The 19,695-nt window shown below is 66.0% G+C and carries 20 protein-coding genes; 10 read left to right on the top strand and 10 right to left on the bottom strand.

The window, feature by feature from the left end; genetic code table 11:
• Window positions 1–30 precede the first annotated feature (30 nt).
• Genes pcaF through paaF form a run of 5 tightly spaced genes read right to left on the bottom strand, consistent with a single transcriptional unit; the run spans window position 31 to window position 4,806 of the window.
• The gene (pcaF, locus tag F6X61_RS01390; protein ID WP_153785054.1) at window positions 31–1,251 is read right to left on the bottom strand and encodes a 3-oxoadipyl-CoA thiolase; all 1,221 of its coding nucleotides are present in this window, start codon (window positions 1,249–1,251) and stop codon (window positions 31–33) included.
• The gene (paaI, locus tag F6X61_RS01385; RefSeq protein ID WP_153785053.1) at window positions 1,244–1,693 is read right to left on the bottom strand and encodes a hydroxyphenylacetyl-CoA thioesterase PaaI; all 450 of its coding nucleotides are present in this window, start codon (window positions 1,691–1,693) and stop codon (window positions 1,244–1,246) included. Before paaI ends, pcaF begins: the two co-directional genes overlap by 8 nt.
• Window positions 1,686–3,203: a 3-hydroxyacyl-CoA dehydrogenase PaaH gene (gene paaH, locus F6X61_RS01380; RefSeq protein WP_153785052.1), complete on the bottom strand. Its 1,518-nt coding sequence runs from the start codon at window positions 3,201–3,203 to the stop codon at window positions 1,686–1,688. The genes paaI and paaH overlap by 8 nt, the downstream gene beginning before the upstream one ends.
• Before the next feature lie 2 nt (window positions 3,204–3,205).
• The gene (paaG, locus tag F6X61_RS01375) at window positions 3,206–4,000 is read right to left on the bottom strand and encodes a 2-(1,2-epoxy-1,2-dihydrophenyl)acetyl-CoA isomerase PaaG (protein WP_153785051.1); all 795 of its coding nucleotides are present in this window, start codon (window positions 3,998–4,000) and stop codon (window positions 3,206–3,208) included.
• A 32-nt stretch (window positions 4,001–4,032) separates the two neighbouring features.
• The gene (gene paaF, locus F6X61_RS01370; RefSeq protein WP_153785050.1) at window positions 4,033–4,806 is read right to left on the bottom strand and encodes a 2,3-dehydroadipyl-CoA hydratase PaaF; all 774 of its coding nucleotides are present in this window, start codon (window positions 4,804–4,806) and stop codon (window positions 4,033–4,035) included.
• Between the two features lie 343 nt (window positions 4,807–5,149).
• Between paaF and paaY the strand changes: the two genes are divergently transcribed.
• Together paaY and paaX are read left to right on the top strand one after the other, a co-directional pair.
• On the top strand, window positions 5,150–5,749 hold the full coding sequence (gene paaY / locus F6X61_RS01365; protein WP_153785049.1) for a phenylacetic acid degradation protein PaaY: 600 nt from the start codon (window positions 5,150–5,152) through the stop codon (window positions 5,747–5,749).
• Between the two features lie 59 nt (window positions 5,750–5,808).
• Entirely contained in the window at window positions 5,809–6,732 is a 924-nt protein-coding gene (gene paaX, locus F6X61_RS01360) for a phenylacetic acid degradation operon negative regulatory protein PaaX (protein ID WP_153785048.1), read from the top strand.
• A gap of 35 nt (window positions 6,733–6,767) precedes the next feature.
• Here the strand turns inward: paaX and F6X61_RS01355 are convergent, their stop codons facing one another.
• Complete coding sequence (locus F6X61_RS01355; RefSeq protein ID WP_153785047.1) at window positions 6,768–7,265, bottom strand: DUF4019 domain-containing protein; 498 nt, start codon at window positions 7,263–7,265, stop codon at window positions 6,768–6,770.
• A gap of 200 nt (window positions 7,266–7,465) precedes the next feature.
• Here F6X61_RS01355 and F6X61_RS01350 point away from each other — a divergent pair, with 200 nt between their 5' ends.
• From F6X61_RS01350 to F6X61_RS01335, 4 genes are all read left to right on the top strand, one after another.
• Window positions 7,466–8,476, top strand: a complete 1,011-nt coding sequence (locus tag F6X61_RS01350; RefSeq protein ID WP_153785046.1) for an aldo/keto reductase — start codon at window positions 7,466–7,468, stop codon at window positions 8,474–8,476.
• Between the two features lie 72 nt (window positions 8,477–8,548).
• On the top strand, window positions 8,549–8,959 hold the full coding sequence (locus tag F6X61_RS01345; protein ID WP_153785045.1) for an SRPBCC family protein: 411 nt from the start codon (window positions 8,549–8,551) through the stop codon (window positions 8,957–8,959).
• A gap of 93 nt (window positions 8,960–9,052) precedes the next feature.
• Window positions 9,053–9,949: a LysR family transcriptional regulator gene (locus F6X61_RS01340; protein ID WP_153785044.1), complete on the top strand. Its 897-nt coding sequence runs from the start codon at window positions 9,053–9,055 to the stop codon at window positions 9,947–9,949.
• A gap of 7 nt (window positions 9,950–9,956) precedes the next feature.
• Window positions 9,957–10,877: a LysR family transcriptional regulator gene (locus F6X61_RS01335; protein ID WP_153785043.1), complete on the top strand. Its 921-nt coding sequence runs from the start codon at window positions 9,957–9,959 to the stop codon at window positions 10,875–10,877.
• A 34-nt stretch (window positions 10,878–10,911) separates the two neighbouring features.
• Here F6X61_RS01335 and F6X61_RS01330 read toward each other — a convergent pair whose 3' ends face one another.
• Window positions 10,912–12,213, bottom strand: coding sequence for an MFS transporter (locus F6X61_RS01330; RefSeq protein WP_153785042.1), 1,302 nt, complete (start codon window positions 12,211–12,213; stop codon window positions 10,912–10,914).
• A 280-nt stretch (window positions 12,214–12,493) separates the two neighbouring features.
• Here F6X61_RS01330 and F6X61_RS01325 point away from each other — a divergent pair, with 280 nt between their 5' ends.
• The 4 genes from F6X61_RS01325 to F6X61_RS01310 all read left to right on the top strand — a co-directional run bounded on the left by F6X61_RS01325 (window position 12,494) and on the right by F6X61_RS01310 (window position 16,498).
• Entirely contained in the window at window positions 12,494–13,657 is a 1,164-nt protein-coding gene (locus tag F6X61_RS01325; protein WP_153785041.1) for an iron-containing alcohol dehydrogenase, read from the top strand.
• Window positions 13,658–13,713: 56 nt separating this feature from the next.
• Entirely contained in the window at window positions 13,714–14,028 is a 315-nt protein-coding gene (locus tag F6X61_RS01320; protein WP_125858593.1) for an NIPSNAP family protein, read from the top strand.
• Window positions 14,029–14,055: 27 nt separating this feature from the next.
• The gene (locus F6X61_RS01315; RefSeq protein ID WP_153785040.1) at window positions 14,056–15,630 is read left to right on the top strand and encodes an aldehyde dehydrogenase (NADP(+)); all 1,575 of its coding nucleotides are present in this window, start codon (window positions 14,056–14,058) and stop codon (window positions 15,628–15,630) included.
• An 82-nt stretch (window positions 15,631–15,712) separates the two neighbouring features.
• A complete protein-coding gene (locus F6X61_RS01310) occupies window positions 15,713–16,498 on the top strand; it encodes an SDR family oxidoreductase (protein WP_153785039.1) in 786 nt (261 codons plus the stop codon).
• Window positions 16,499–16,649: 151 nt separating this feature from the next.
• On the opposite strand, the gene F6X61_RS01305 is transcribed toward F6X61_RS01310, so the two are convergent.
• The 3 genes from F6X61_RS01305 to F6X61_RS01295 all read right to left on the bottom strand — a co-directional run bounded on the left by F6X61_RS01305 (window position 16,650) and on the right by F6X61_RS01295 (window position 19,691).
• Window positions 16,650–17,447 carry an SDR family NAD(P)-dependent oxidoreductase gene (locus tag F6X61_RS01305; protein WP_153785038.1) on the bottom strand — a complete coding sequence of 266 codons (798 nt, stop codon included), beginning with the start codon at window positions 17,445–17,447 and terminating at the stop codon, window positions 16,650–16,652.
• 85 nt (window positions 17,448–17,532) lie between these two features.
• On the bottom strand, window positions 17,533–18,444 hold the full coding sequence (locus F6X61_RS01300) for a LysR family transcriptional regulator (RefSeq protein ID WP_153785037.1): 912 nt from the start codon (window positions 18,442–18,444) through the stop codon (window positions 17,533–17,535).
• Window positions 18,445–18,518: 74 nt separating this feature from the next.
• Window positions 18,519–19,691, bottom strand: coding sequence for an MFS transporter (locus F6X61_RS01295; RefSeq protein WP_153785036.1), 1,173 nt, complete (start codon window positions 19,689–19,691; stop codon window positions 18,519–18,521).
• Window positions 19,692–19,695: the final 4 nt, after the last annotated feature.

The raw sequence follows: 19,695 nt of genomic DNA, 5'->3' as shown, positions 1-19,695 counted from the left end.
CCGCGTTGCATGGCGTCTCTGGGCGGCTGATCAGAGGCGCTCGATCACCAGGGCAATGCCTTGGCCTACGCCGATGCACATGGTGCACAGGGCGTAGCGGCCGCCGGTCTGTTCAAGCTGGTGCAAGGCGGTGGTGACCAGGCGTGCACCGCTCATGCCCAATGGGTGGCCCAGGGCGATGGCGCCGCCGTTGGGGTTGACCCGTGGGTCGTCGTCGGCCAGGCCCAGTTCGCGCAGCACGGCCAGGCCCTGGGCGGCGAAGGCTTCGTTGAGTTCGATGACGTCCATGTCGGCCAGCGCCAGGCCGGTCAGCTCCAGCACCTTGTGGGTCGCCGGTACCGGGCCGATGCCCATGATGCGGGGTTCGACCCCGGCCACCGCCAAGCCCAGCACCCGGCCGCGGGCCTTGAGCTTGTGCCGGCGCGCGGCCTCGGGGCTGGCCAGCAGCAGGGCGCAGGCGCCGTCGTTGACCCCGGAGGCATTGCCGGCGGTGACGCTGCCGCCCTCGCGGAACGGCGTACCCAGGCGCGCCAGCTGCTCAAGGGTGGTGTCGCCACGGGGGTGTTCGTCGTGCTCGATGCATTTGGCCGGGCCTTTGCGCTGGGGGATCTCGACCGGCACGATCTCCTGGGCCAGGCGCCCACTGGCCTGGGCCGCGGCGGCCTTGTGCTGGCTGCGCAGGGCAAAGGCGTCCTGGTCGGCGCGGCTGATGCCGAACTGCTCGGCAACGTTCTCGGCGGTTTCGGGCATCGAGTCGATGCCGTATTGCGCTTGCATCAGCTTGTTGACGAAGCGCCAGCCGATGGTGGTGTCGTACAGCTCGGCGCTGCGGCCAAAGGCCTGCTCGGACTTGCCCATCACGAACGGCGCACGCGACATCGATTCAACCCCGCCGGCCAGCATCAGCCCGGCTTCGCCGCAACGCAGGGCGCGGGCGGCATTGCCGATGGCGTCCAGGCCCGAGCCGCACAGGCGGTTGAGGGTGGTGCCGGGCACGCCGATCGGTAACCCGGCCAGCAGGCTGGCCATGCGCGCGACGTTGCGGTTGTCCTCGCCGGCCTGGTTGGCGCAGCCGAGGATCACATCGTCGACCTGGCTCCAATCCAGTTCAGGGTGGCGCGCCATCAGCGCCTTGATCGGTACCGCGGCCAGGTCATCTGGGCGCACGCCGGACAGGGCGCCGCCATAGCGGCCAATCGGGGTGCGCACCGCGTCGATGATCAGTGCATGGGGCTGGAGGCTGTCAGTCATGGGTGTTCTCCGGTGCCAGCACGCTGCCGCGCACCCTGTAGGATTTGCCGTGGAACAGGGCGATCAGCTCGCCATGCTGGTTTTCGATGCGCACGTCGTAGTTGCCGGTGCGGCCTTTGCGGCTCAGTTCGGTCGCGCTGGCGACGAGCTGGTCGCCGCGTTTGGCCGGCGCGATGTAGTCGATGCTGCAACCCAGGGCCACGGTGGCTTCGTCATGGCTGTTGCAGGCGAAGGCAAAGGCCGAGTCGGCCAGGGCAAACAGAAAGCCGCCATGGCAGGTGCCGTGGCCCTGGATCATGTCGGCGCGCACGGTCATGGCCAGGCGCGCGCTGCCGGGGCTGGCATCGAGCAGCTCGATGCCCAGGCCTTGGCTGGCCGCGTCGCGGGCGAACATGGCCTCGGCGCAGGCACGCGCCAGGGCTTGGGGAGAGTGATCAGACATGCAGGCGGCCTCCTTCGGCGTGGGTGCGGCGCAGCAGCAGGGAAGGGCGGTAGCGTTCCTCGCCGTAGCTGCGCTGCAGGTTGTCGAGCACGCGCAGGGTGTAGCCGACACCGAGGCTGTCGGCCCAGGCCAGCGGGCCACGGGGGTAATTGACCCCGGCGCGCATGGCCAGGTCGATGTCTTGCGGCGTGCCAACCCCTTGCAATACAGCGTCGGCAGCTTCGTTGGCGAGCATGGCGACGGTGCGCAGCACCACCAGGCCGGGCAGGTCGGCAACGGCGCTGACCTCGAGCCCGGTGCTGCGCAGCAAGGCAATCGCCTGCTCGCGTGCCTCGGCTGTGCAGTTGGCGGCGTGGCTGATGGCAAGGCGGGTAGCGCTGGCATAGTCCAGGGCCAGATCGAGCAGGACCAGGTTGCTCAGGCCGTCCTCGCGGGCACGCTGGCTGGCCAGGCGGCCGTCGGAAAGCGCCAGGGTGGCGTCGCCGACCCGCAGCAAGCCTGCGCCTGCGCGTTCGGTGACGCTGATGCCGGCGGCGCGTAGACGGTCAACCAGGGATCGCAGTACGCCGAGGTCACCTTCTACCGCGCAGCAATCCACTTTCGCCTGGCTAGCCAGGGTGAGCGGTTGTGGCCTTTGCGCACCCTCGACATAGCTGTAGAAGCCTTGGCCGGACTTGCGTCCCAGGCGCCCGGCATCCACCAGCGCCTTCTGCACCAGCGACGGCTGGAAACGGAAATCGCCATAGAAGGCCTCGAACACCGAGCAGGTCACGGCGTAGTTGACGTCATGCCCGATCAGGTCGGTGAGCTCGAAAGCGCCCATGCGAAAACCGCCGGCCTCACGCAGCAGGGCGTCGAGGGTGGCGCAATCGGCGGCGCCTTCCTGCAGCAGGCGCAGGCTTTCGGCATAAAAAGGGCGCGCCACGCGGTTGACGATGAAGCCCGGCGTAGACTGCGTGTGCACCGGCTGCTTGCCCCAGGCCTTGGCCGTCTCATACAAGGTGGCGGCTACGGCGGGATCAGTGGCCAGGCCCGAGACGATCTCCACCAGGGCCATCAACGGCGCTGGGTTGAAGAAGTGCATGCCGATCACATGCTGTGGGCGCTTCAGGCCGGCGGCCAGGCTGGTGATCGACAGCGACGAGGTGTTGCTGGCGAGGATGCAGTCCTCGTTGCACAAGGCTTCGAGCTGGCGCAGCAGCGCCTGCTTGATAGAGAGGTTTTCGACGATGGCTTCGATTACCAGACGAGCGTTCGCCAGTGCATCGAGGGTTTCCACCGGCTGCAGACGGGCGCTGATGGCATCGCGCTCGGCGGCTGCCAACTTGCCTTTTTCCACCAGGCGACCGAGTTGCCGGTCGATCCCTTCGACCGCCTGTGCAGCGGCGCCTGGGCGGTTGTCGTAGAGGCGAACCGGATGGCCAGCCTGGGCAGCTACCTGGGCAATCCCGGCACCCATGGCGCCGGCACCGATTACCGCCACTAGCGCATTGCTGTCGAGTGCACGCATGTTCAACGCCCCTTGAACGCGGGTGCGCGCTTGTTCATGAAGGCGCTGACGCCTTCGCGGTAGTCCTCGCTGCGCCCGGCCAGCCGCTGCAGGTCGCGCTCCAGCTCGAGCTGTTGGTCGAAACGGTTGTCGTAGCTCTGGTTCAGTGCGCGCTTGATCAGGGCCAGGCCGTAGGTGGGCTGGGTCGCCAGCTGGCGGGCCAGGGTCAGGGCCTCGTCGCGCAGGGCGGCATCGTCGACCACGCGGTAGATCAGGCCCCACTGTTCGGCCTGTTCGGCGCTCAGGCGTTCACCGAGCAATGCCAATGCCTTGGCCCGGGCCATGCCGATCAGACGCGGCAGCAGCCAGGTACCGCCGGAGTCGGGTACCAGGCCGATCTTGCAGAACGCTTGGATGAAACTGGCCGAACGTGCTGCCAGCACCAGGTCGCAGGCCAGCGGGAGGTTGGCGCCAGCGCCGGCGGCCACGCCATTGACGGCACAGATCACCGGTAGCGGCAGGTCGCGCAGGCTGCGCACCAAGGGGTTGTAGAACTTTTCGATGGACTCGCCCAGGTCGGGCATTTCGGCGCCGGGGGCGACATTGCGATCGGACAGGTCCTGGCCTGCGCAGAAACCGCGGCCTTCCCCGGTCAGCAGCAGCACCCGGGCGTGTTCGCTCTGGCGCACTTGCTTGAGGGCTTCGCGCACTTCCAGGTGCATGGCGCCGTTGAAACTGTTCAGTTGCTCGGGCCGGTTGAGGCTGAGCAGGGCGACGCCGTCGTCGTCGATGGAAAACAGGATGTGCTGGAAAGGCATGCTCAAAGCGCTCCGTCGGTGGAGGGGAGGGGTCACTGGCCGAGGAAGCGGGCCGGGCGTTTTTCCTGGAAGGCGCGGATGCCTTCATTGCGGTCGGCAGTGCCGGCCAGCAGGGTGAAAGCGTGGCGCTCGAAGCGCAGGCCGGTTGCCAGGTCGGTGTCCTGGGCCTTGAGCAGCGCCTCCTTGGCCAGGCGCACGGCCAGCGGCGCCTTGGCGGCGATGACGCGGGCCACCTGCAGGGCGCGCTCGACCGCAAGCTCCGGCTCGGTGACTTCGCTGACCAGGCCGGCCTGCAAGGCATGGCGGGCGTCGATGGCCTCGCCGCTGAGGACCATCTGCATGGCCAGCGGCTTGCCCACCGCGCGCAGCAGGCGCTGGGTGCCACCGGCGCCGGGGATGACGCCGAGGTTGATTTCGGGTTGGCCGAAGCGTGCATCGCTACCGGCAATGACGATATCGGCGCACATCACCAGCTCGCAGCCGCCGCCCAGGGCATAGCCATTTACCGCGGCAATCAGCGGCTTGGCGAAGGCGGCGATGCGTTGCCAGTGGGAGACGCGGGGGTCGTTGAGGATGCCGACCAGGTCGCGCTCGGCCATTTCGTTGATATCAGCGCCGGCGGCGAAGGCCTTGCGGCTGCCGGTGATGATCACGGCACGGGTGTGTTCGTCGCGCTCGGCGGCTTCGAGTTCGGCGGCCAGCTCGGCCAGCAGCTCGGTGCTCAAGGCGTTGAGGGCTTGCGGGCGATGCAGGGTAAGCAGACGGACGCCGTCCACTGGGGGCTGCACAACGAGGTTGCTTGGCATGGTGGTACCTCAGGCTGCACGTTCGGCGCCAGCTGGAGCTGGCTTTTCTTGGAGTTGTTGGCGGTGCCGGGGCAAGTATAGGTGCAATGCGATACCGATTGGCAACACATAAATTGCTTATTTGTATCTCAATTTGTTCTTGCTCTCACTGCTAGCATGCATCGCTGGCGAGCCGGTACAGCAGTAGAAAAGGCTTTCAAATTAGCGAGCAAGCCCTTTCAGACGCTGCTTCATCGGTAATGAGTCGTCGCTCTCAAAGCGATACACGCCTGGATAAATTGACTTGTGTATTTGAAGTGATACAAGATCGCCCCGTCATCTGAATCACATTGAGAAGCAACCTATGCCCAGCTACCGCCTCGACGGCCTGACCCCTGTGGTTCACCCCAGTGCCTATGTCCACCCCAGCGCAGTCCTGATCGGTGACGTGATCGTCGGCCCTGAGTGCTATGTAGGCCCACTGGCCTCGTTGCGCGGCGACTTCGGGCGTATCGTCCTGGAGCAAGGCGCCAACCTGCAGGACACCTGCGTGATGCATGGTTTCCCCGGGGGCGACACGGTGGTGGAGCGCAATGGGCACGTCGGCCACGGCGCGGTGTTGCACGGTTGCCGGGTGGGCGAGGATGCCTTGGTGGGTATGAATGCGGTGGTGATGGATGGGGCGCATATCGCGCCGCGCTGCATCGTCGCCGCCACGGCCTTCGTCAAGGCCGGCTTCCAGTGCCCGGAACAGAGCCTGGTAGTGGGGGCGCCGGCCGAGGTCAAGCGCCCGCTCAGCGACCAGGAGCTGGCCTGGAAGCAACGCGGCACGGCTCAATACCACGCCCTGACCCGACGTTGCATGGCATCGATGGTGGAGTGCCCGCCGTTGACCGAGGCCGAGGCGCAGCGCCCGCGCATGGGCGATTCAGGCTTCCGGCCCAAGGCCGAGGGCGGCGCATGAACCTTGCACGGCCACGGCAGGCAGGTATAGTCGAGGCTTTAGCCGCGCCGCGTTCCCTCATGAGCAGCCTTGCCCCCCTGAATCACCTGATCACCCGCTTCCAGGAGCAGACGCCGATCCGCGCCAGCTCGCTGATCATCACGCTCTATGGCGATGCCATCGAACCCCATGGCGGCACGGTCTGGCTGGGTAGCCTGATCAACCTGCTGGAACCGATGGGCATCAATGAGCGGCTGATCCGTACCTCGATCTTTCGCCTGACCAAGGAAGGCTGGCTGACTGCCGAGAAGGTGGGGCGGCGCAGCTACTACAGCCTGACCGGCACCGGCCGGCGGCGTTTCGAGAAAGCCTTCAAGCGTGTCTACAGCGCCAACCTGCCGGCCTGGAACGGCGCCTGGACGCTGGTGCTGCTGTCGCAGCTCGATGCCGCCAAGCGCAAAGCCGTGCGCGAAGAGCTGGAGTGGCAAGGTTTCGGCGCCATGGGCCCGAACCTGCTGGGCTGCCCACGCAGCGACCGTGCCGACCTTGCGGCGACACTGCGCGAGTTGGACGCCGAGGATGACAGCATCGTGTTCGAGACCCACGCCCAGGAAGTGCTGGCCTCCAAGGCCCTGCGTGCCCAGGTGCGCGAGAGCTGGAACATCGATGAGCTAGGGCAGCACTACAGCGAGTTCATTCGCTTGTTCCGCCCTTTGTGGCAGGCGATGAAAGAGCTGGATGCACCCGATGCAGCAGACTGCTTCCTGGCCCGCACCTTGCTCATCCACGAGTACCGCCGCCTGCTGCTGCGTGATCCGCAACTGCCAGATGAGTTGTTGCCGGGCGACTGGGAAGGCCGAGCGGCTCGGCAGCTCTGCCGTAACCTGTATCGGCTGGTGCAGGGCAGGGCAGAGGAATACCTTGCCACTGCGCTGGAGACCGCGGACGGGCCGCTGCCGGATGCCAACAGCAGTTACTACCAGAGGTTCGGTGGGTTGAGCTGACTACACGCGTCGGCTTTGCATTGGCGGTCGGCCAATTAAAAAAGCCGAACCGCTGCGGAAACCTCGACGGCTTTGCTGATGTTGTAGCCGACGACGCGCCATTGATCAGCTTCCTCGCTGAGCAGCACGGCCTCGGTGACGGTCATGTTGGCAAAGGTTGATTGAGTCTGGACGGCCGCGTAATGGCCAGGCGGCGCAGCCGGCAGTTGTTTGGTGAACGCCACCTGGAAATGCTCACGCTGCTGCAGTTCACCAAGCCCCATGCGCAAACCGCTGATGCCTTTGACCCAGTTTGGCTCGGTCGTCGCTGCCTTGAGTACAGAGCCTGCCGACGCCCAGGTCATGTCGGCTCTTCCCGCGTCCAGCAACAGCAGGAACTCGTTCGCCGTATCCGCTATCTGTTTCTGCTGTTGCGCAGAGCCAGGCTGGGAGAGCACTACCGCCGACGTATTGGTCGCGGGCGCGTTGGTATTGATGGAAACGTCACAGCCTGCGAGCAACAGCAAACCGACCAGTAAAACACCATGCTTCATGCAAAAGCCTCGAGAGTAGAGGGGTCAGCGGGCTATTAAACCGAAAAGTGGGCGGATTGGACAGCCGCAAGGCCCTGCACAACACATTGCTCAAAAGGTCTGAAGTCTGTCGAATTATGACTTGGACGATCTTGGTAGGGGCGCAATAGGATTGCCGCCATCGGAGTTCATAACCAACTCCCCTTATCAGGAATGCACAGATGAACCTCAAATCCCTTATCGCCAACCCACTGGGCTTCGGCACAGCGCCCCTGGGCAACATGTTCCGCAATGTGCCAGAGGCCGAGGTACAAGCCACCGTCGACGCCGCCTGGAACAACGGCGTGCGCTACTTCGACACTGCGCCGTTCTACGGTGCCGGCCTCTCCGAATCGCGCCTGGGCAACGCCCTGGTCGGTCGTCCGCGCGACGAATACGTGCTCAGCACCAAGGTCGGCCGGATCATCCTCGACGAACTGGAAGACCCTACCAGCCGTGAACTGGGCGAGAAGAGCGGCCTGTTCGAACACGGCAACCGCAACCGCATCGTCAACGACTACAGCGCCGACGCTACCCTGCGCTCCATCGAGGACAGCCTGCGTCGCCTGAAGACCGACCGCCTGGACATCGTCTGGATCCACGACATCGCCCAGGACTTCTATGGTGACGAGTGGCTGGAGCGTTTCGAAACCGCACGCAAAGGGGCCTTCCGGGTCCTCACCCGCCTGCGTGAAGAAGGCGTGATCAAGGCGTGGGGCCTGGGCGTGAACCGGGTCGAGCCGATCGAACTGACCCTCGACCTGGACGAACCGCGCCCCGATGGCTTCCTGCTCGCCGGCCGTTACTCGCTGCTGGACCACGACCGCGCTCTGCAACGTGTCATGCCGCAAGCCGTGGAGCAGGGCGTTGGCATCGTCGTCGGCGGCCCATACAGCTCTGGCGTCACTGCCGGTGGCGAGCACTTCGAATACCAGAAGGCCACCCAGCCGGTGCTGGAGAAGCTCGAGCGTATCCGTGCGGTCGCCCGTGCCCATGGTGTCGACGTCAAGGCCGCCGCCTTGCAATTCGCCCTGGCCCACCCGGCCGTGGTCGCAGCGATCCCGGGCTCGACCCGTCCACTGCACGCCAACGAAGACCATGCAGCCCTGAGCGCTGTCATCCCCAGCGCGTTCTGGAGCGACCTGCGTCAACAAGGCTTGATCAACGCCCTGGCGCCTATTCCAAGCGTTTGAACTGACTTTGCGGGGCCGCGTCGCGGCCCTGTCCTTACCGCATCATCGGGGTTGAACCCCAGGAGAAACATCATGGCTACTGCACAATCGTCCATCGACCTTGACATCAATGCCGACCGTGTCTGGCAACTGATCGGCGGCTTCGACTCGCTGCCCGACTGGCTGCCGTTCATTCCACAAAGCGCCCTGAGTGAAGGCGGCCGCGTACGCACGCTCCAGAGCATCGGCGGCGACACCATCATCGAGCGCCTGCTGGACTTCAATGAAGCCGGGCGCAGCTACAGCTACACCATCCTTCAAGGCCCGGCGCCGGTTCGCGACTACCAGTCGACCCTGCGTGTGGTGTCGGCAGGCCAGGGGTCCCGGGTGGAATGGTCCGGCTCGTTTGTGCCGGTCGGTATCAGCGATGCCGAAGCGAGCGCGATGTTCGCCACCATCTACCAGGATGGCCTGGCGGCGCTGAAGCAGGCACTGCAAGGTTGATGGTCGACCTGGGGCCGCAAGGCGGCCCCAGGCCTCAGTTGCCGTGTTTCATTGCGCCGTTAACCACGGCCTTGCTCATTTGCGAAGACTTGTATGCTGGACTTCAGACAACTGCGTTATTTCGTCGCCGTGGCTGAGTTGGAACACGTGGGCAAGGCGGCAGAACAACTGCACATTTCCCAGTCGCCGCTCAGCCGGCAAATTGCCCAGCTCGAAGAACGCCTGGGCCTGCAGCTGTTCGAACGCAGCCAGCAACGGCTGCGCATTACCTCCGACGGCCGCACTTTCCTGCATGAGGCCAAGGCCCTGCTCAAACACGCCGAACGCCTCGAGTCGCTCGGCCGCCGACTGGGCCGGGGCGAGACGGGCGGGCTGTGCATCGGCTACGTCAGCCACGCCATCCATGCCGGGGTGTTACCCAAGGCGTTGCGCCGGGTTCGTGAGGAGCGGCCGGGCATCCATATCGCCCTGTACAACCTGACGGCTCAAGAGCAATTCGAGGGGTTGCGCCAGCGCAGCCTCGATATCGCGCTGGTGTGCGAGCCGATACCGGCGGAGGATCCGGAGCTGCTGGCAACACCGGTATTCAAAGACCCGCTCCATCTCGCGCTACCCTTTGGCCACCCACTGGCCGACAAGGCGCGGATCGAGCCTGCCGATCTTCACGAGCAGGACTGGATCATGGTCGACGGGCACGCTACCCCCAACCGTCGCGAGCGTTTCATGGCCCGTTGCGTGGAGGCAGGCTTTACCCCGCAGACCCGCCTGGAGGCCGCCGAACCACTGAGTGCGCTGGGGCTGGTGTCTGCGGGATTGGGGCTGGCGCTGATACAGCAAAGCATCGGCGCTGACAGCAACCCTGACGTGGTCCTGCGCGAGTTGCCGTGGTTAGGGCAAAGTATCGGCCTCTGGGCCGCCTGGCACCGTGTTGACCTGCGACCGATTGTGGGCGACTTTCGTCAGATCGTATTGGCTGGCGCAGCGTACTAAGGACTCTATGATTCCCTCCCTGGACAGTATTTTCGCCCGACTGCGTTTGCGTCAGTTGCGCCTGCTTATCGAGCTTGATCGCTGCGGCTCACTGCACAAGGCCGCCGAGGCCATGGCCATTTCCCAACCCGGTGCGACCAAGGCATTGCGCGAGGTCGAGGAGATCCTCGGCGTGCCGTTGTTCGTGCGCCAGCCCAGCGGCCTGGTGGCCAACGACGCCGGGCGCTGCGTGGTGCGCTATGCGCGGTTGATCCACAGCGACCTGGGGCATTTGCGCGATGAGATGCTGGGCATCGTCCAGGGGCAGGGCGGGCACCTGGCGGTGGGCAGCATCATGGGGGCCATGCCGATGCTGGTGGGGGCGCTGGGGCGGTTGCGGCGCAAGCAGGCGCAGTTGTCGGTGGAAATCGCCGAGAACACCAGCGCCAACCTGCTCGAACAACTGGACGAAGGGCGCCTGGACCTGGCGATCTGCCGCCCCGGCGTCGGGCGTAATACCGCTGACTACGTGTTCATGGAATTGGCGCAGGAGCCGCTGGCGGTGGTGGCCCATCCGCAGCACCCGTTGGCCAGTGCGCCGGCCCTGGCGATCGGCGACCTGAGCCACTACCGGTGGATCGTCTACCCCGCCAACATGCCCATGCGCCAGGCCCTGGAGCGCGAGTTGAGCGAGGCGGGCGTGGAGGTGCCGCGCTATCCGCTGGAGACGTCGTCCACCTTCGCAACCTTCATGTTGCTGGAGGAAGACCCGACCCTGGTGGCGGTGATTCCCAGCGCGGTGGCGGCCTTCGCCGAACAGCGTGGCCTGCTGGTGTCGCTTGCGGTGCGCTTGCGGGCGTTGAGCGAGCCGTTCGGGGTGGTACATCGGGTCGGCTCGCCACTGTCCCATGCGGCGCAGCTGCTGGTCGAAGAGTTGCTCACGCCCTGAATGCACAGGGACCGCCAAGCGGCCCCAGGCACCGTCAGAACTGCCGTTCGCGGTAGTCGATCAGGCTCGAGAACAGGGCAATCAGCAGCGCCGCGACCACGAAGAAGATCAAGGCGAAGAAGTACTCGCCGGTGAACTGCACGATCAGGCCGATTGCGATCGGCACCAACACGCCCGCCATGTTGCCGCAGAAGTTCATGGTCCCGCCCAGCACGCCGGTGCGCGAAGGGCCGCCGATGATCGCCGGCAGGCACCAGTACATGCCGCACCAACGGATGAAGAACATCGCCACGCACAGCAGGGTGATCACCGGGCCCGTGCTGGCGACGAAGGCCGCCGCGAGGATGCACGCCGCCGCGACCAGTGCCGAGCCGCTGAACATCGAGCGCATCACCAGGTTCGGCGAGGCGCCGCTGGCACGCCACTTGTCACCGATCCAGCCGCCGACCAGCTCACCGATGAAACCGCACATGAAGATCAAAAAGGTCGCCCCGCCCATCGCCGAGATGTCCAGGCCGTGGGCCTTGTGCAGGTAGCTGGGCATCCAGGTCAGCAGGCCGTAGAACACCGCGAGGATGCAGCTGTAGCCGGCGAACATGGCGAAGATCGAGCGGTCCTTGAGCAGCACGCGCAGGGGAATGCTGGCCCTGGCGGCGGCATGGGCGCTGGCGTTGCCTTCGGTGATGTGGCGCAGCTCGGCTTCGTTGACCCCTGGGTGTTCGCTGGGGTGGTTGCGGATGTACTTCCAGGCCAGGATGCCGGCCAGGATGGTGCCCACCCCGGCGACCACGAAGGCCAGGCGCCAGGAGCCGAGCCAGGCGATCAGCCCGGAGATGAGAATCGCGCCCAGGGCGCTGCCCAGCGGTGCACCGCCATCGACCAGCACCGCGCCACGGCCGCGCTCGTTTGGGGTGAGCCAGGAGCCGTTGAGCTTGGCGCCTGCGGGCATGATCGGCGATTCGGCCACACCCAGGCCGATACGCGTGAACAGCAGCACCAGCCAGTGATGCGAGGCTGCGCCCAAGGCCTGGAAGGCGCCCCAGGCGATGGTCGCGGCGCCGATGATGCCACGGGTGTGGAAACGGTCCAGCAACAGGCCACCAGGGATCTGCATCAGTGCATACGACCAGAAGAACGCGCTGAGCATCAGCCCCTCCATGGCCGGTGTCAGGTCGAACTCCGGCGCGATCAGCGGCAGGGCCACCGACAGCGAGGCGCGGTCGATGTAGTTGATCGCGGTAAGCAGCAACAGGATCAGGAAGATGCGCCAGCGCACCGTGGTCATGGGAGCGTTGGCGTCCAGCGCCAGGGCAGCCGGGGAGGAGGTCGTCTTCATCGCAGTGCTCGTTCTTGTGATTATCGGGAGGCACATCGTCCGCACCCTGTGCAGAGGCCGTGTGCGCCCCGATTGTTGGAGCCGCTGGCAAGCCTTTGGTAATGAAAAGAGCTGATCCAGGGATAACGCCTGCTTATCGATAAGCCTTGGTTATCCCCGGATCAGCTCTTTTCATTATCCGGCGCGTCTGCAGCGCCCCTAGATTGCCCAGGCACGGCTCGCCGCGACTCACGGCGGGTTCAACAAGAACAACGCGGCTCCACGTGCCTGAGGATCTTTCATGAGCAACTTCCAGTTCCATTTCCCCACCATCACCCAGTGCGGCGAAGGCTTGGCCAACCAGGCCGGCGCGCTGCTCAAGCCGCATTTCCAGGGGGCCTTGCTGGTGGTGACCGACCAGGGCCTGATCGACGCTGGCATCCTGGGCGGCTTCTTCGCATCCCTGGAGCAGGCCGGCATCGACTACCACCTGTTCTCGGCGGTGCAAGCCAACCCCAGCACCGACGTCCTCGACGCTGCCGTGCGCCTGTTGCGTGAGCACGATTGCAAGGCGGTGATCGGCGTGGGTGGCGGCAGCAGCATCGACACCGCCAAGGGCGTGGCGGCGATGGCCAGCAACCCGGGCAGTATCCTGGACTACGAAGGCTATGACCGGCTGGTCAATCCGCCGCTGCCGATCTTCGCCATCCCGACCACCGCCGGCACCGGCAGCGAGTGCACCGCCTCGACGGTGTTCACCAACAAGCAGACGCTGTTCAAGACCGTCATCATCAGCCCGCGGCTGTTCCCGCGCCTGGCCATCCTGGACCCTGCACTGACCCTGAACCTGCCGGCGTCGATCACCGCCGCCACCGGCATGGACGCATTGACCCACGCCATCGAGTCCTACGTATCGCGCCAGGCCAACCCGATCAGCCAGGCCATGGCCTTGCAGGCGATCCGCATGATCGCGGGCAGCCTGCAGAAGTGCTACTTCGTCGGCGCCGACATGGCCGCCCGGGAGCAGATGCTGCTGGGTTCGTTCCTCGCTGGCGTGGCGTTCTCCCAGTCCAAGCTGGGCAACGTGCACGCCATCTCCCACACCTTCGGTGGCGTGTTCAACATCCCCCATGGCATCGCCAACGCGGCGCTGCTGCCCTATGTGATCAAGTTCAACCTGCCGGCCTGCCCGGAGCGCATGCGTGATATCGCCATCGCCATGGGCGCCGACGTCACCGGCCTGAGCCTGGAGCAGGCGGCGGCCTGCACGGTGGAGCGCGTGGTGGCGCTGAACCGTGCCATCGGGATCCCCGCCACCATCCGTGAGCTGGGCGTGGACCTGGAGTTCCTGCCGCAGATGGTCAGCGACTCCATGCGCAGCGGCAATGTGCGGGTCAACCCGCGCCTGACCACGGCCAGCGATGTCGAGCGGCTGATCACCGACGCCTACCACGGCAACCTCTGAACCCCATTACCCAACGCGTGCCCGGCGCGGGCACGCCTGCCCAGGAGTCCCTGTTCATGTTCTATGAAATGCGTACCTACACCCTGCACATCGGCAAGATGAAGGAGTACCTGGAACACTTCGAGAAAGAAGGCCTGCCGGTGATCTCGCGCTACGCGACGCTGGTTGGCTGGTGGTACACCGAGATCGGTGAGCTCAATCAGGTGGTGCACATCTGGGCCTATGAGAGCCTGGATGACCGCATCCGTCGCCGCGCCGCGCTCTACGAGGACCGCGACTGGCTCGAGCGCTTCATCCCCAAGGCCTTCCCCATGCTCATCCGCATGGAGTCCAAACTGCTGATGCCGGCGGCGTTCTCGCCGATCAAGTGACCCTGTTTTCTTGCGAGCGTATTTTTCATGTCCGACGGATACAACTACATCGGCGGGCGCCGCAGCGGCCTGGGCGCGGTGTTGCTGAGCAGCATCGATGCCCACAGCGGCGAGCGCCTGCCCGGGTTCTTCTACCAGGCCACCGACGCCGAAGTGGATGCCGCAGCACAGGCGGCGGCCACGGCTTACCCTGTTTACCGCGCCCTGGCGCCGGAGCGCCGGGCGTGCTTCCTGGAGGCCATCGCCGACGAACTGGACGCCCTGGGGAGTGACTTCATCGCCCTGGTCGGGCGTGAAACCGCCTTGCCGGCACCGCGTATCACGGGTGAACGCGGGCGCACCAGCGGGCAGTTGCGGTTGTTCGCCCAGGTGCTGCGCCGGGGCGATTACCTGGGGGCGCGCATCGACCGCGCCTTGCCCCAGCGCCAGCCGCTGCCGCGCCTGGACCTGCGTCAGTGCCGCCTCGGCGTAGGCCCGGTGGCGGTGTTCGGCGCCAGCAATTTCCCGCTGGCGTTCTCCACTGCCGGCGGCGACACCGCCGCCGCATTGGCCGCGGGTTGCCCGGTGGTGGTCAAGGCCCACAGCGGTCACATGGCCACGGCCCAGCAGGTGGCCGATGCCATCGAGCGCGCGGTCCGGCGTACGCAGATGCCGGCGGGGGTGTTCAACATGATCTTCGGCAGTGGTGTGGGAGAGCGTCTGGTGTGCCATCCGGCGATCCAGGCTGTGGGCTTCACCGGCTCGCTGAAGGGCGGACGGGCCTTGTGCGACTTGGCGGCGGCGCGCCCCCAGCCGATCCCGGTGTTTGCCGAAATGAGCAGCATCAACCCGGTGCTGGTCCTGCCCGAAGCGCTGCGTCGGCGGGGTGAGGCCATCGCCCGCGAGCTGAGTGCGTCGGTCGTGCAAGGGGCAGGGCAGTTCTGCACCAACCCTGGCCTGGTGATAGGCCTGCGCTCGCCCGAATTCAGCGCGTTCGTCGAGGCCTTGCGCCTGCACTTGGACGACCAGCCGGCGCAGACCATGCTCAACCGCGGCACCCTGGCCAGCTACGCGGCAGGCTTGCGCGCCCTGGCAGCGCACCCACAGGTCCAGCGTTTGAGTACCGCCTGCCATGACGGCACTCAGGCTTCGGCGCAACTGTTCAAGGCCGATGTGCAGTTGTTGCTGGAAGGTGACGAGCTGTTGCAGGAGGAGGTGTTCGGCCCGGCCACCGTGGTGGTGGAAGCAGCTGACCGTGAAGAACTGCACCGGGCCCTGGTCGGGCTGCGGGGGCAACTGACCGCCACCTTGATCGGTGAGCCGGCCGAACTCCTCCAAGCCGGCGACCTGCTGGCACGGCTGGAGGAGAAGGTCGGACGGGTGCTGGTCAACGGTTACCCGACCGGGGTCGAGGTCTGCGATGCCATGGTTCATGGTGGCCCGTACCCGGCCACCTCGGATGCCCGCGGCACTTCGGTGGGTACCCTGGCCATCGACCGTTTCCTGCGGCCGGTGTGCTACCAGAACCTGCCCGACGCACTGCTGCCCGATGCACTGAAGAATGCCAACCCGCTGGGTATCAAGCGCCTGGTGGATGGGGTGTTCAGCCGCGACCTGTTGTAGCACCATCGGGGCAATTTCACTGGCCCTGTCCTTATACCAGGGCCAGTGACCTCTGCGCGATTCATTCACCAAGGAGCCGATCATGGATCTAGGTATCAAAGGCCGCTGGGCAATCGTCTGCGCCGCCAGCCAAGGGCTGGGCAAAGGCTGCGCCGAGGCCCTGGCGGGCGAAGGCGTCAACCTGGTGATCAATGCGCGTACCGCCACTACCCTGGAGCAGACTGCTGCCGAGCTGCGTAGCCGGTTCCCGGCAATCGAGGTGGCCACGGTCGTCGGTGACGTGGCCGAGCCTGCGGTCCGCCAGGCCCTGCTCAGCGCCTGCCCGCACGTCGATATCCTGGTCAACAATGCTGGCGGCCCGCCGCCGGGGGATTTCCGTGACTGGGGCCGGGATGACTGGCTCAAGGCGCTGGACGCCAACATGCTCACGCCGATCGAACTGATCAAGGCCGTGGTGGACGGCATGGCCGAACGTGGCTTTGGCCGGGTGGTGAACATTACCTCCGGTGCGGTCAAGGCGCCGATCGACATCCTGGGCCTGTCCAATGGCGCACGTAGCGGCCTGACCGGCTTCATCGCCGGGCTTGCCCGCCAGCAGCGCCTGGCCGGGCGCAATGTGACCTTGAACAACTTGCTGCCAGGCGCGTTCGACACGGCACGCCTGCACAAGACCCTGCAGGCGGCGAGCCAGGCCAGCGGTGACCTGCAGGCGACGACTCAGGCACGCCGCCAGGCGATCCCGGCGGCGCGGTTCGGCAATGCCGAGGAATTCGGGGCGTATTGTGCGTTTCTCTGCAGTGCCCATGGGGGCTATATCACCGGGCAGAACCTGCTGATCGACGGCGGAGCCTATCCAGGGACCTTCTGAGCAACATTATCGATGAGCTGCAGACCGTCCAGGCCGGCGTTCGGGGTCCAGCCCCAGGCTCGATGGGTGTTGTGCATTGAAAGTAGCAGGGCAGGGTAGCCATCGATGACAAAGGGCCGCTGGGCGGCCCTTGTGTTCAGGCAAGCTGGATTCAAATTGCGAGGCTGTCGACCACACCGCCGTCGACCCGCAGGGCCGCGCCAGTGGTGGCGGAGGAGTAAGGGGACGCGAGGTAGACCACAAGGTGGGCGACTTCGTCGACCTCGGCGGCGCGCTGGATGATCGAGCTGGGGCGGGCGCTGCGCACGAAATGGTCGGCCTCTTCGCGGATGCTGCGGCCGGAGGCCTTGGCAGCCTCGGCCACCAGGTTGGCGACGCCGTCGGTCAGGGTCGGCCCCGGCAGTACTGCGTTGACCGTGACGCCGGTACCTGCCAGACGCTTGGCCAGGCCATGGGAGACGGCGAGGTTGGCGCTCTTGGTCACGCCGTAGTTGATCATGTCGGCGGGGATGGCGATGCCCGATTCGGAGGAGATGAACAGAATCCTCCCCCAGCCTTTCTCCACCATCCCCGGGGCGTAGTGGCGAGCCAGGCGCACGCCGGACAGCACGTTGGTTTCGTAGAAACGGGTCCACTCGCTGTCGGCCACCTCGAAGAAGTCGACGTCGTCGTAGATGCCCAGGTTGTTGACCAGGATGTCGGCCTTGGGGTGGGCGGCGAACAGGGTTTCGGCGCCGGCAGCGGTGCCCAGGTCGGCGACGACGCCCTGTACCTGGCCACGCCCGCCCTGGGCGCGCAGCTCGTCTAGGGCGGCATCCACCGATTTCTGGCTACGGCCGGCGATGACGACGTCGGCATGGGCCCGGGCCAGGCCGCGGGCGATGGCCAGGCCAATACCGCCGGTCGAGCCGCTGATGATGGCGGTGCGTCCGCCGAGGTCGATGTTCATGGAATGGCTCCTGTGGTTGAGTTGCATCGATGAGGCCATGCTAGTGAGGCGCTAAAAGACTGTAAAAGACAGAGTTCGACTGGGTTCAGACCTTTTCGGTCTGGTCGGCCAGCGCCAATACCTGCGCGCGGAAAACCGCCACGATCGGCCGCAGGTCCACCTGGTGCCAGGCCGCCCACAGCCGCACGCAGGGCCTGAACCAGTCCAGTTGGCGCAACACCACGGTAGGGCCTGCGCTGGCCGTCAGGCTGCTCTGCACCATGGCCAGGCCCAGCCCTGCGGACACCAGTCCGAGCACGCTCAGCGGGTCGGTCGCCTCCAGCGACAGGCGTGGGGTGAACCCGGCATCGGCGCAGCGGGCGATGAAGTCATCGCGCTTGTTGACCTGGTCGGGCTGGCCGCCGGTGATGATCCACTCTTGTTCATGCAGGTCGGCGGGGGTGAGTTCGGCTTGGGTCGCCAGTGGATGCTCGGCGGGGATCGCCAGCAGCATGGGGTCGTCCAGTACGGGTCGGGCAAGCAGGTCGGGATCGTTGTCGGGCGCGGGCTCGCAGACCAGGGCGATGTCCAGGCTGCGTTGACGCAGGCCTTCGAACTGCTCGCCGGGTGTCATGTTGTAGAGGGCGATATGGATCTGCGGACGCTCGCCACGGATGGCCCGCACAGCGCCGGGCAGCACGCCGGCATGGATGGCGTGGTTGACGTAGCCGATGCACAGGCCGCCTTCCTCGCCGCGGCCCAGGCGCTTGCCCAGCGACTCCAGGCGTTCGGCGTGCTTGAGCAGGCCACGGGCTTCGACCAGGAAGGTGCGCCCGTCAGTTGTCAGGAACAGCCGTTGGTTGCGTCGTTCGAACAAGGCCAGGCCGAGGTGGTCCTCGAGCTGGGCGATCTGCCGGCTCAGCGGGGATTGGGAAATGTGCAGCTGCTCCGCCGCACGGCCGACGTTTTCACATTCGGCGACGGCGACGAAGTAGCGCAACTGACGCAGATCTTGCATGGGACCTCCAGGGGACTGCTCCACGTATACGAGGGCGGTCCCGAACTGGCCAGCCTCAGTGCACTCAGGTGATGTTACGCAGCCTCGCCGAGGGCGTTGGCCGTGGCCGTGCCGCGCCCGCCAAGCCATACCAGCAACAGCCCGCCGGCTGCCAGCAGGCCACCGGCTACCGGTATTGCAGCATAGCCAAGGTCCAGGCTGATGACGCCACCACCCAGCGCCGCGCCTACAGCGTTGCCGAGGTTGAACGCGCCGACGTTGATCGAAGAAGCAAGGCCCGGCGCCTCGGCAGCGGCGATCATCACGCGCATCTGCAGTGGCGGCACCACGGCGAAGGTGAACACGCCCCATACCAGCAAGGCCAGGGCGGCGCCGAGGTGGCTGCCCAGTACCAGCGGCATCAGCACCATGATCAAGGCCAGGACGCCGAGGAAGATCCGTGCCGAGCCGTCCAGCGACCAGTCGGCCAGGCGACCGCCCAGGCTGTTGCCGATCGTGAAGCCTACGCCGATCAGCACAAGGCCGAGGGTGACGAAGCTGTCCGAGGCGCCGGTCAGTTCAGCCAGCACGGGGGCTACGTAGGTGTACAGGGTAAACATCGCCCCGGCGCCGAGCACGGTGGTGGCCATGGCCAGCAGCACCTTTGGCCGAGCGATCACGGCCAGTTCGCGGCGTACATCGGGCACGCTGCCACGCTCGCCCTTGGGCAGGGCATACCACAAGGCGGCCATGGCAAGGATGCCAAGCAGCGCGGTGCCGGCGAAGGCCAGGCGCCAGCCGATCTGCTGGCCGATCCAGGTGGCGGCGGGCACGCCACCGATGTTGGCGATGGTCAGGCCCATGAACATGGTGGCGATGGCACTGGCCTGTTTCTCACGTGGCACTACGCTGGCAGCCACCACCGCACCCAGGCCGAAAAAGGCACCGTGGTTGAGGCTGGTGATCAGGCGCGAGGCGAGCAGGGTGCCGTAGCTCGGCGCCAGGGCCGAGAGCAGGTTGCCCAGGGTGAAGATGGCCATCAGCGCGATCAGTGCACCACGCTTGCCGAAGCGGCTGAACAGCAGGGTCATGACCGGGGCGCCGAGCATCACGCCAATGGCATAGGCCGTCACCAGCATGCCGGCGCTGGGGATGCTGACGTCCATGCCTTGGGCAATCACCGGCAGCAGGCCCATGGGGGTGAACTCGGTAGTGCCGATGCCGAAGGCGCCGATGGCCAGGGCGGTCAAGACGTGCCCGGGTTTCATTGTG

The organism is Pseudomonas sp. EMN2 (assembly GCF_009650555.1).
Lineage (GTDB): Bacteria > Pseudomonadota > Gammaproteobacteria > Pseudomonadales > Pseudomonadaceae > Aquipseudomonas > Aquipseudomonas sichuanensis.
Note: the sequence above shows the minus strand (reverse complement) of the source record. Positions and strands in the feature narration are given on the sequence as shown.

Coding starts and splice junctions, on each gene's coding strand:
- F6X61_RS01355 (WP_153785047.1), bottom strand. CDS start 7,265: ATGAAGCATGGTGTTTTACTGGTCGGTTTGCTGTTGCTCGCAGGCTGT.
- F6X61_RS01350 (WP_153785046.1), top strand. CDS start 7,466: ATGAACCTCAAATCCCTTATCGCCAACCCACTGGGCTTCGGCACAGCG.
- paaG (WP_153785051.1), bottom strand. CDS start 4,000: ATGCCTTTCCAGCACATCCTGTTTTCCATCGACGACGACGGCGTCGCC.
- paaX (WP_153785048.1), top strand. CDS start 5,809: ATGAGCAGCCTTGCCCCCCTGAATCACCTGATCACCCGCTTCCAGGAG.
- F6X61_RS01340 (WP_153785044.1), top strand. CDS start 9,053: ATGCTGGACTTCAGACAACTGCGTTATTTCGTCGCCGTGGCTGAGTTG.
- F6X61_RS01335 (WP_153785043.1), top strand. CDS start 9,957: ATGATTCCCTCCCTGGACAGTATTTTCGCCCGACTGCGTTTGCGTCAG.
- paaH (WP_153785052.1), bottom strand. CDS start 3,203: ATGCGTGCACTCGACAGCAATGCGCTAGTGGCGGTAATCGGTGCCGGC.
- F6X61_RS01325 (WP_153785041.1), top strand. CDS start 12,494: ATGAGCAACTTCCAGTTCCATTTCCCCACCATCACCCAGTGCGGCGAA.
- F6X61_RS01315 (WP_153785040.1), top strand. CDS start 14,056: ATGTCCGACGGATACAACTACATCGGCGGGCGCCGCAGCGGCCTGGGC.
- F6X61_RS01320 (WP_125858593.1), top strand. CDS start 13,714: ATGTTCTATGAAATGCGTACCTACACCCTGCACATCGGCAAGATGAAG.
- paaI (WP_153785053.1), bottom strand. CDS start 1,693: ATGTCTGATCACTCTCCCCAAGCCCTGGCGCGTGCCTGCGCCGAGGCC.
- F6X61_RS01295 (WP_153785036.1), bottom strand. CDS start 19,691: ATGAAACCCGGGCACGTCTTGACCGCCCTGGCCATCGGCGCCTTCGGC.
- paaF (WP_153785050.1), bottom strand. CDS start 4,806: ATGCCAAGCAACCTCGTTGTGCAGCCCCCAGTGGACGGCGTCCGTCTG.
- F6X61_RS01310 (WP_153785039.1), top strand. CDS start 15,713: ATGGATCTAGGTATCAAAGGCCGCTGGGCAATCGTCTGCGCCGCCAGC.
- F6X61_RS01305 (WP_153785038.1), bottom strand. CDS start 17,447: ATGAACATCGACCTCGGCGGACGCACCGCCATCATCAGCGGCTCGACC.
- F6X61_RS01300 (WP_153785037.1), bottom strand. CDS start 18,444: ATGCAAGATCTGCGTCAGTTGCGCTACTTCGTCGCCGTCGCCGAATGT.
- paaY (WP_153785049.1), top strand. CDS start 5,150: ATGCCCAGCTACCGCCTCGACGGCCTGACCCCTGTGGTTCACCCCAGT.
- F6X61_RS01345 (WP_153785045.1), top strand. CDS start 8,549: ATGGCTACTGCACAATCGTCCATCGACCTTGACATCAATGCCGACCGT.
- F6X61_RS01330 (WP_153785042.1), bottom strand. CDS start 12,213: ATGAAGACGACCTCCTCCCCGGCTGCCCTGGCGCTGGACGCCAACGCT.
- pcaF (WP_153785054.1), bottom strand. CDS start 1,251: ATGACTGACAGCCTCCAGCCCCATGCACTGATCATCGACGCGGTGCGC.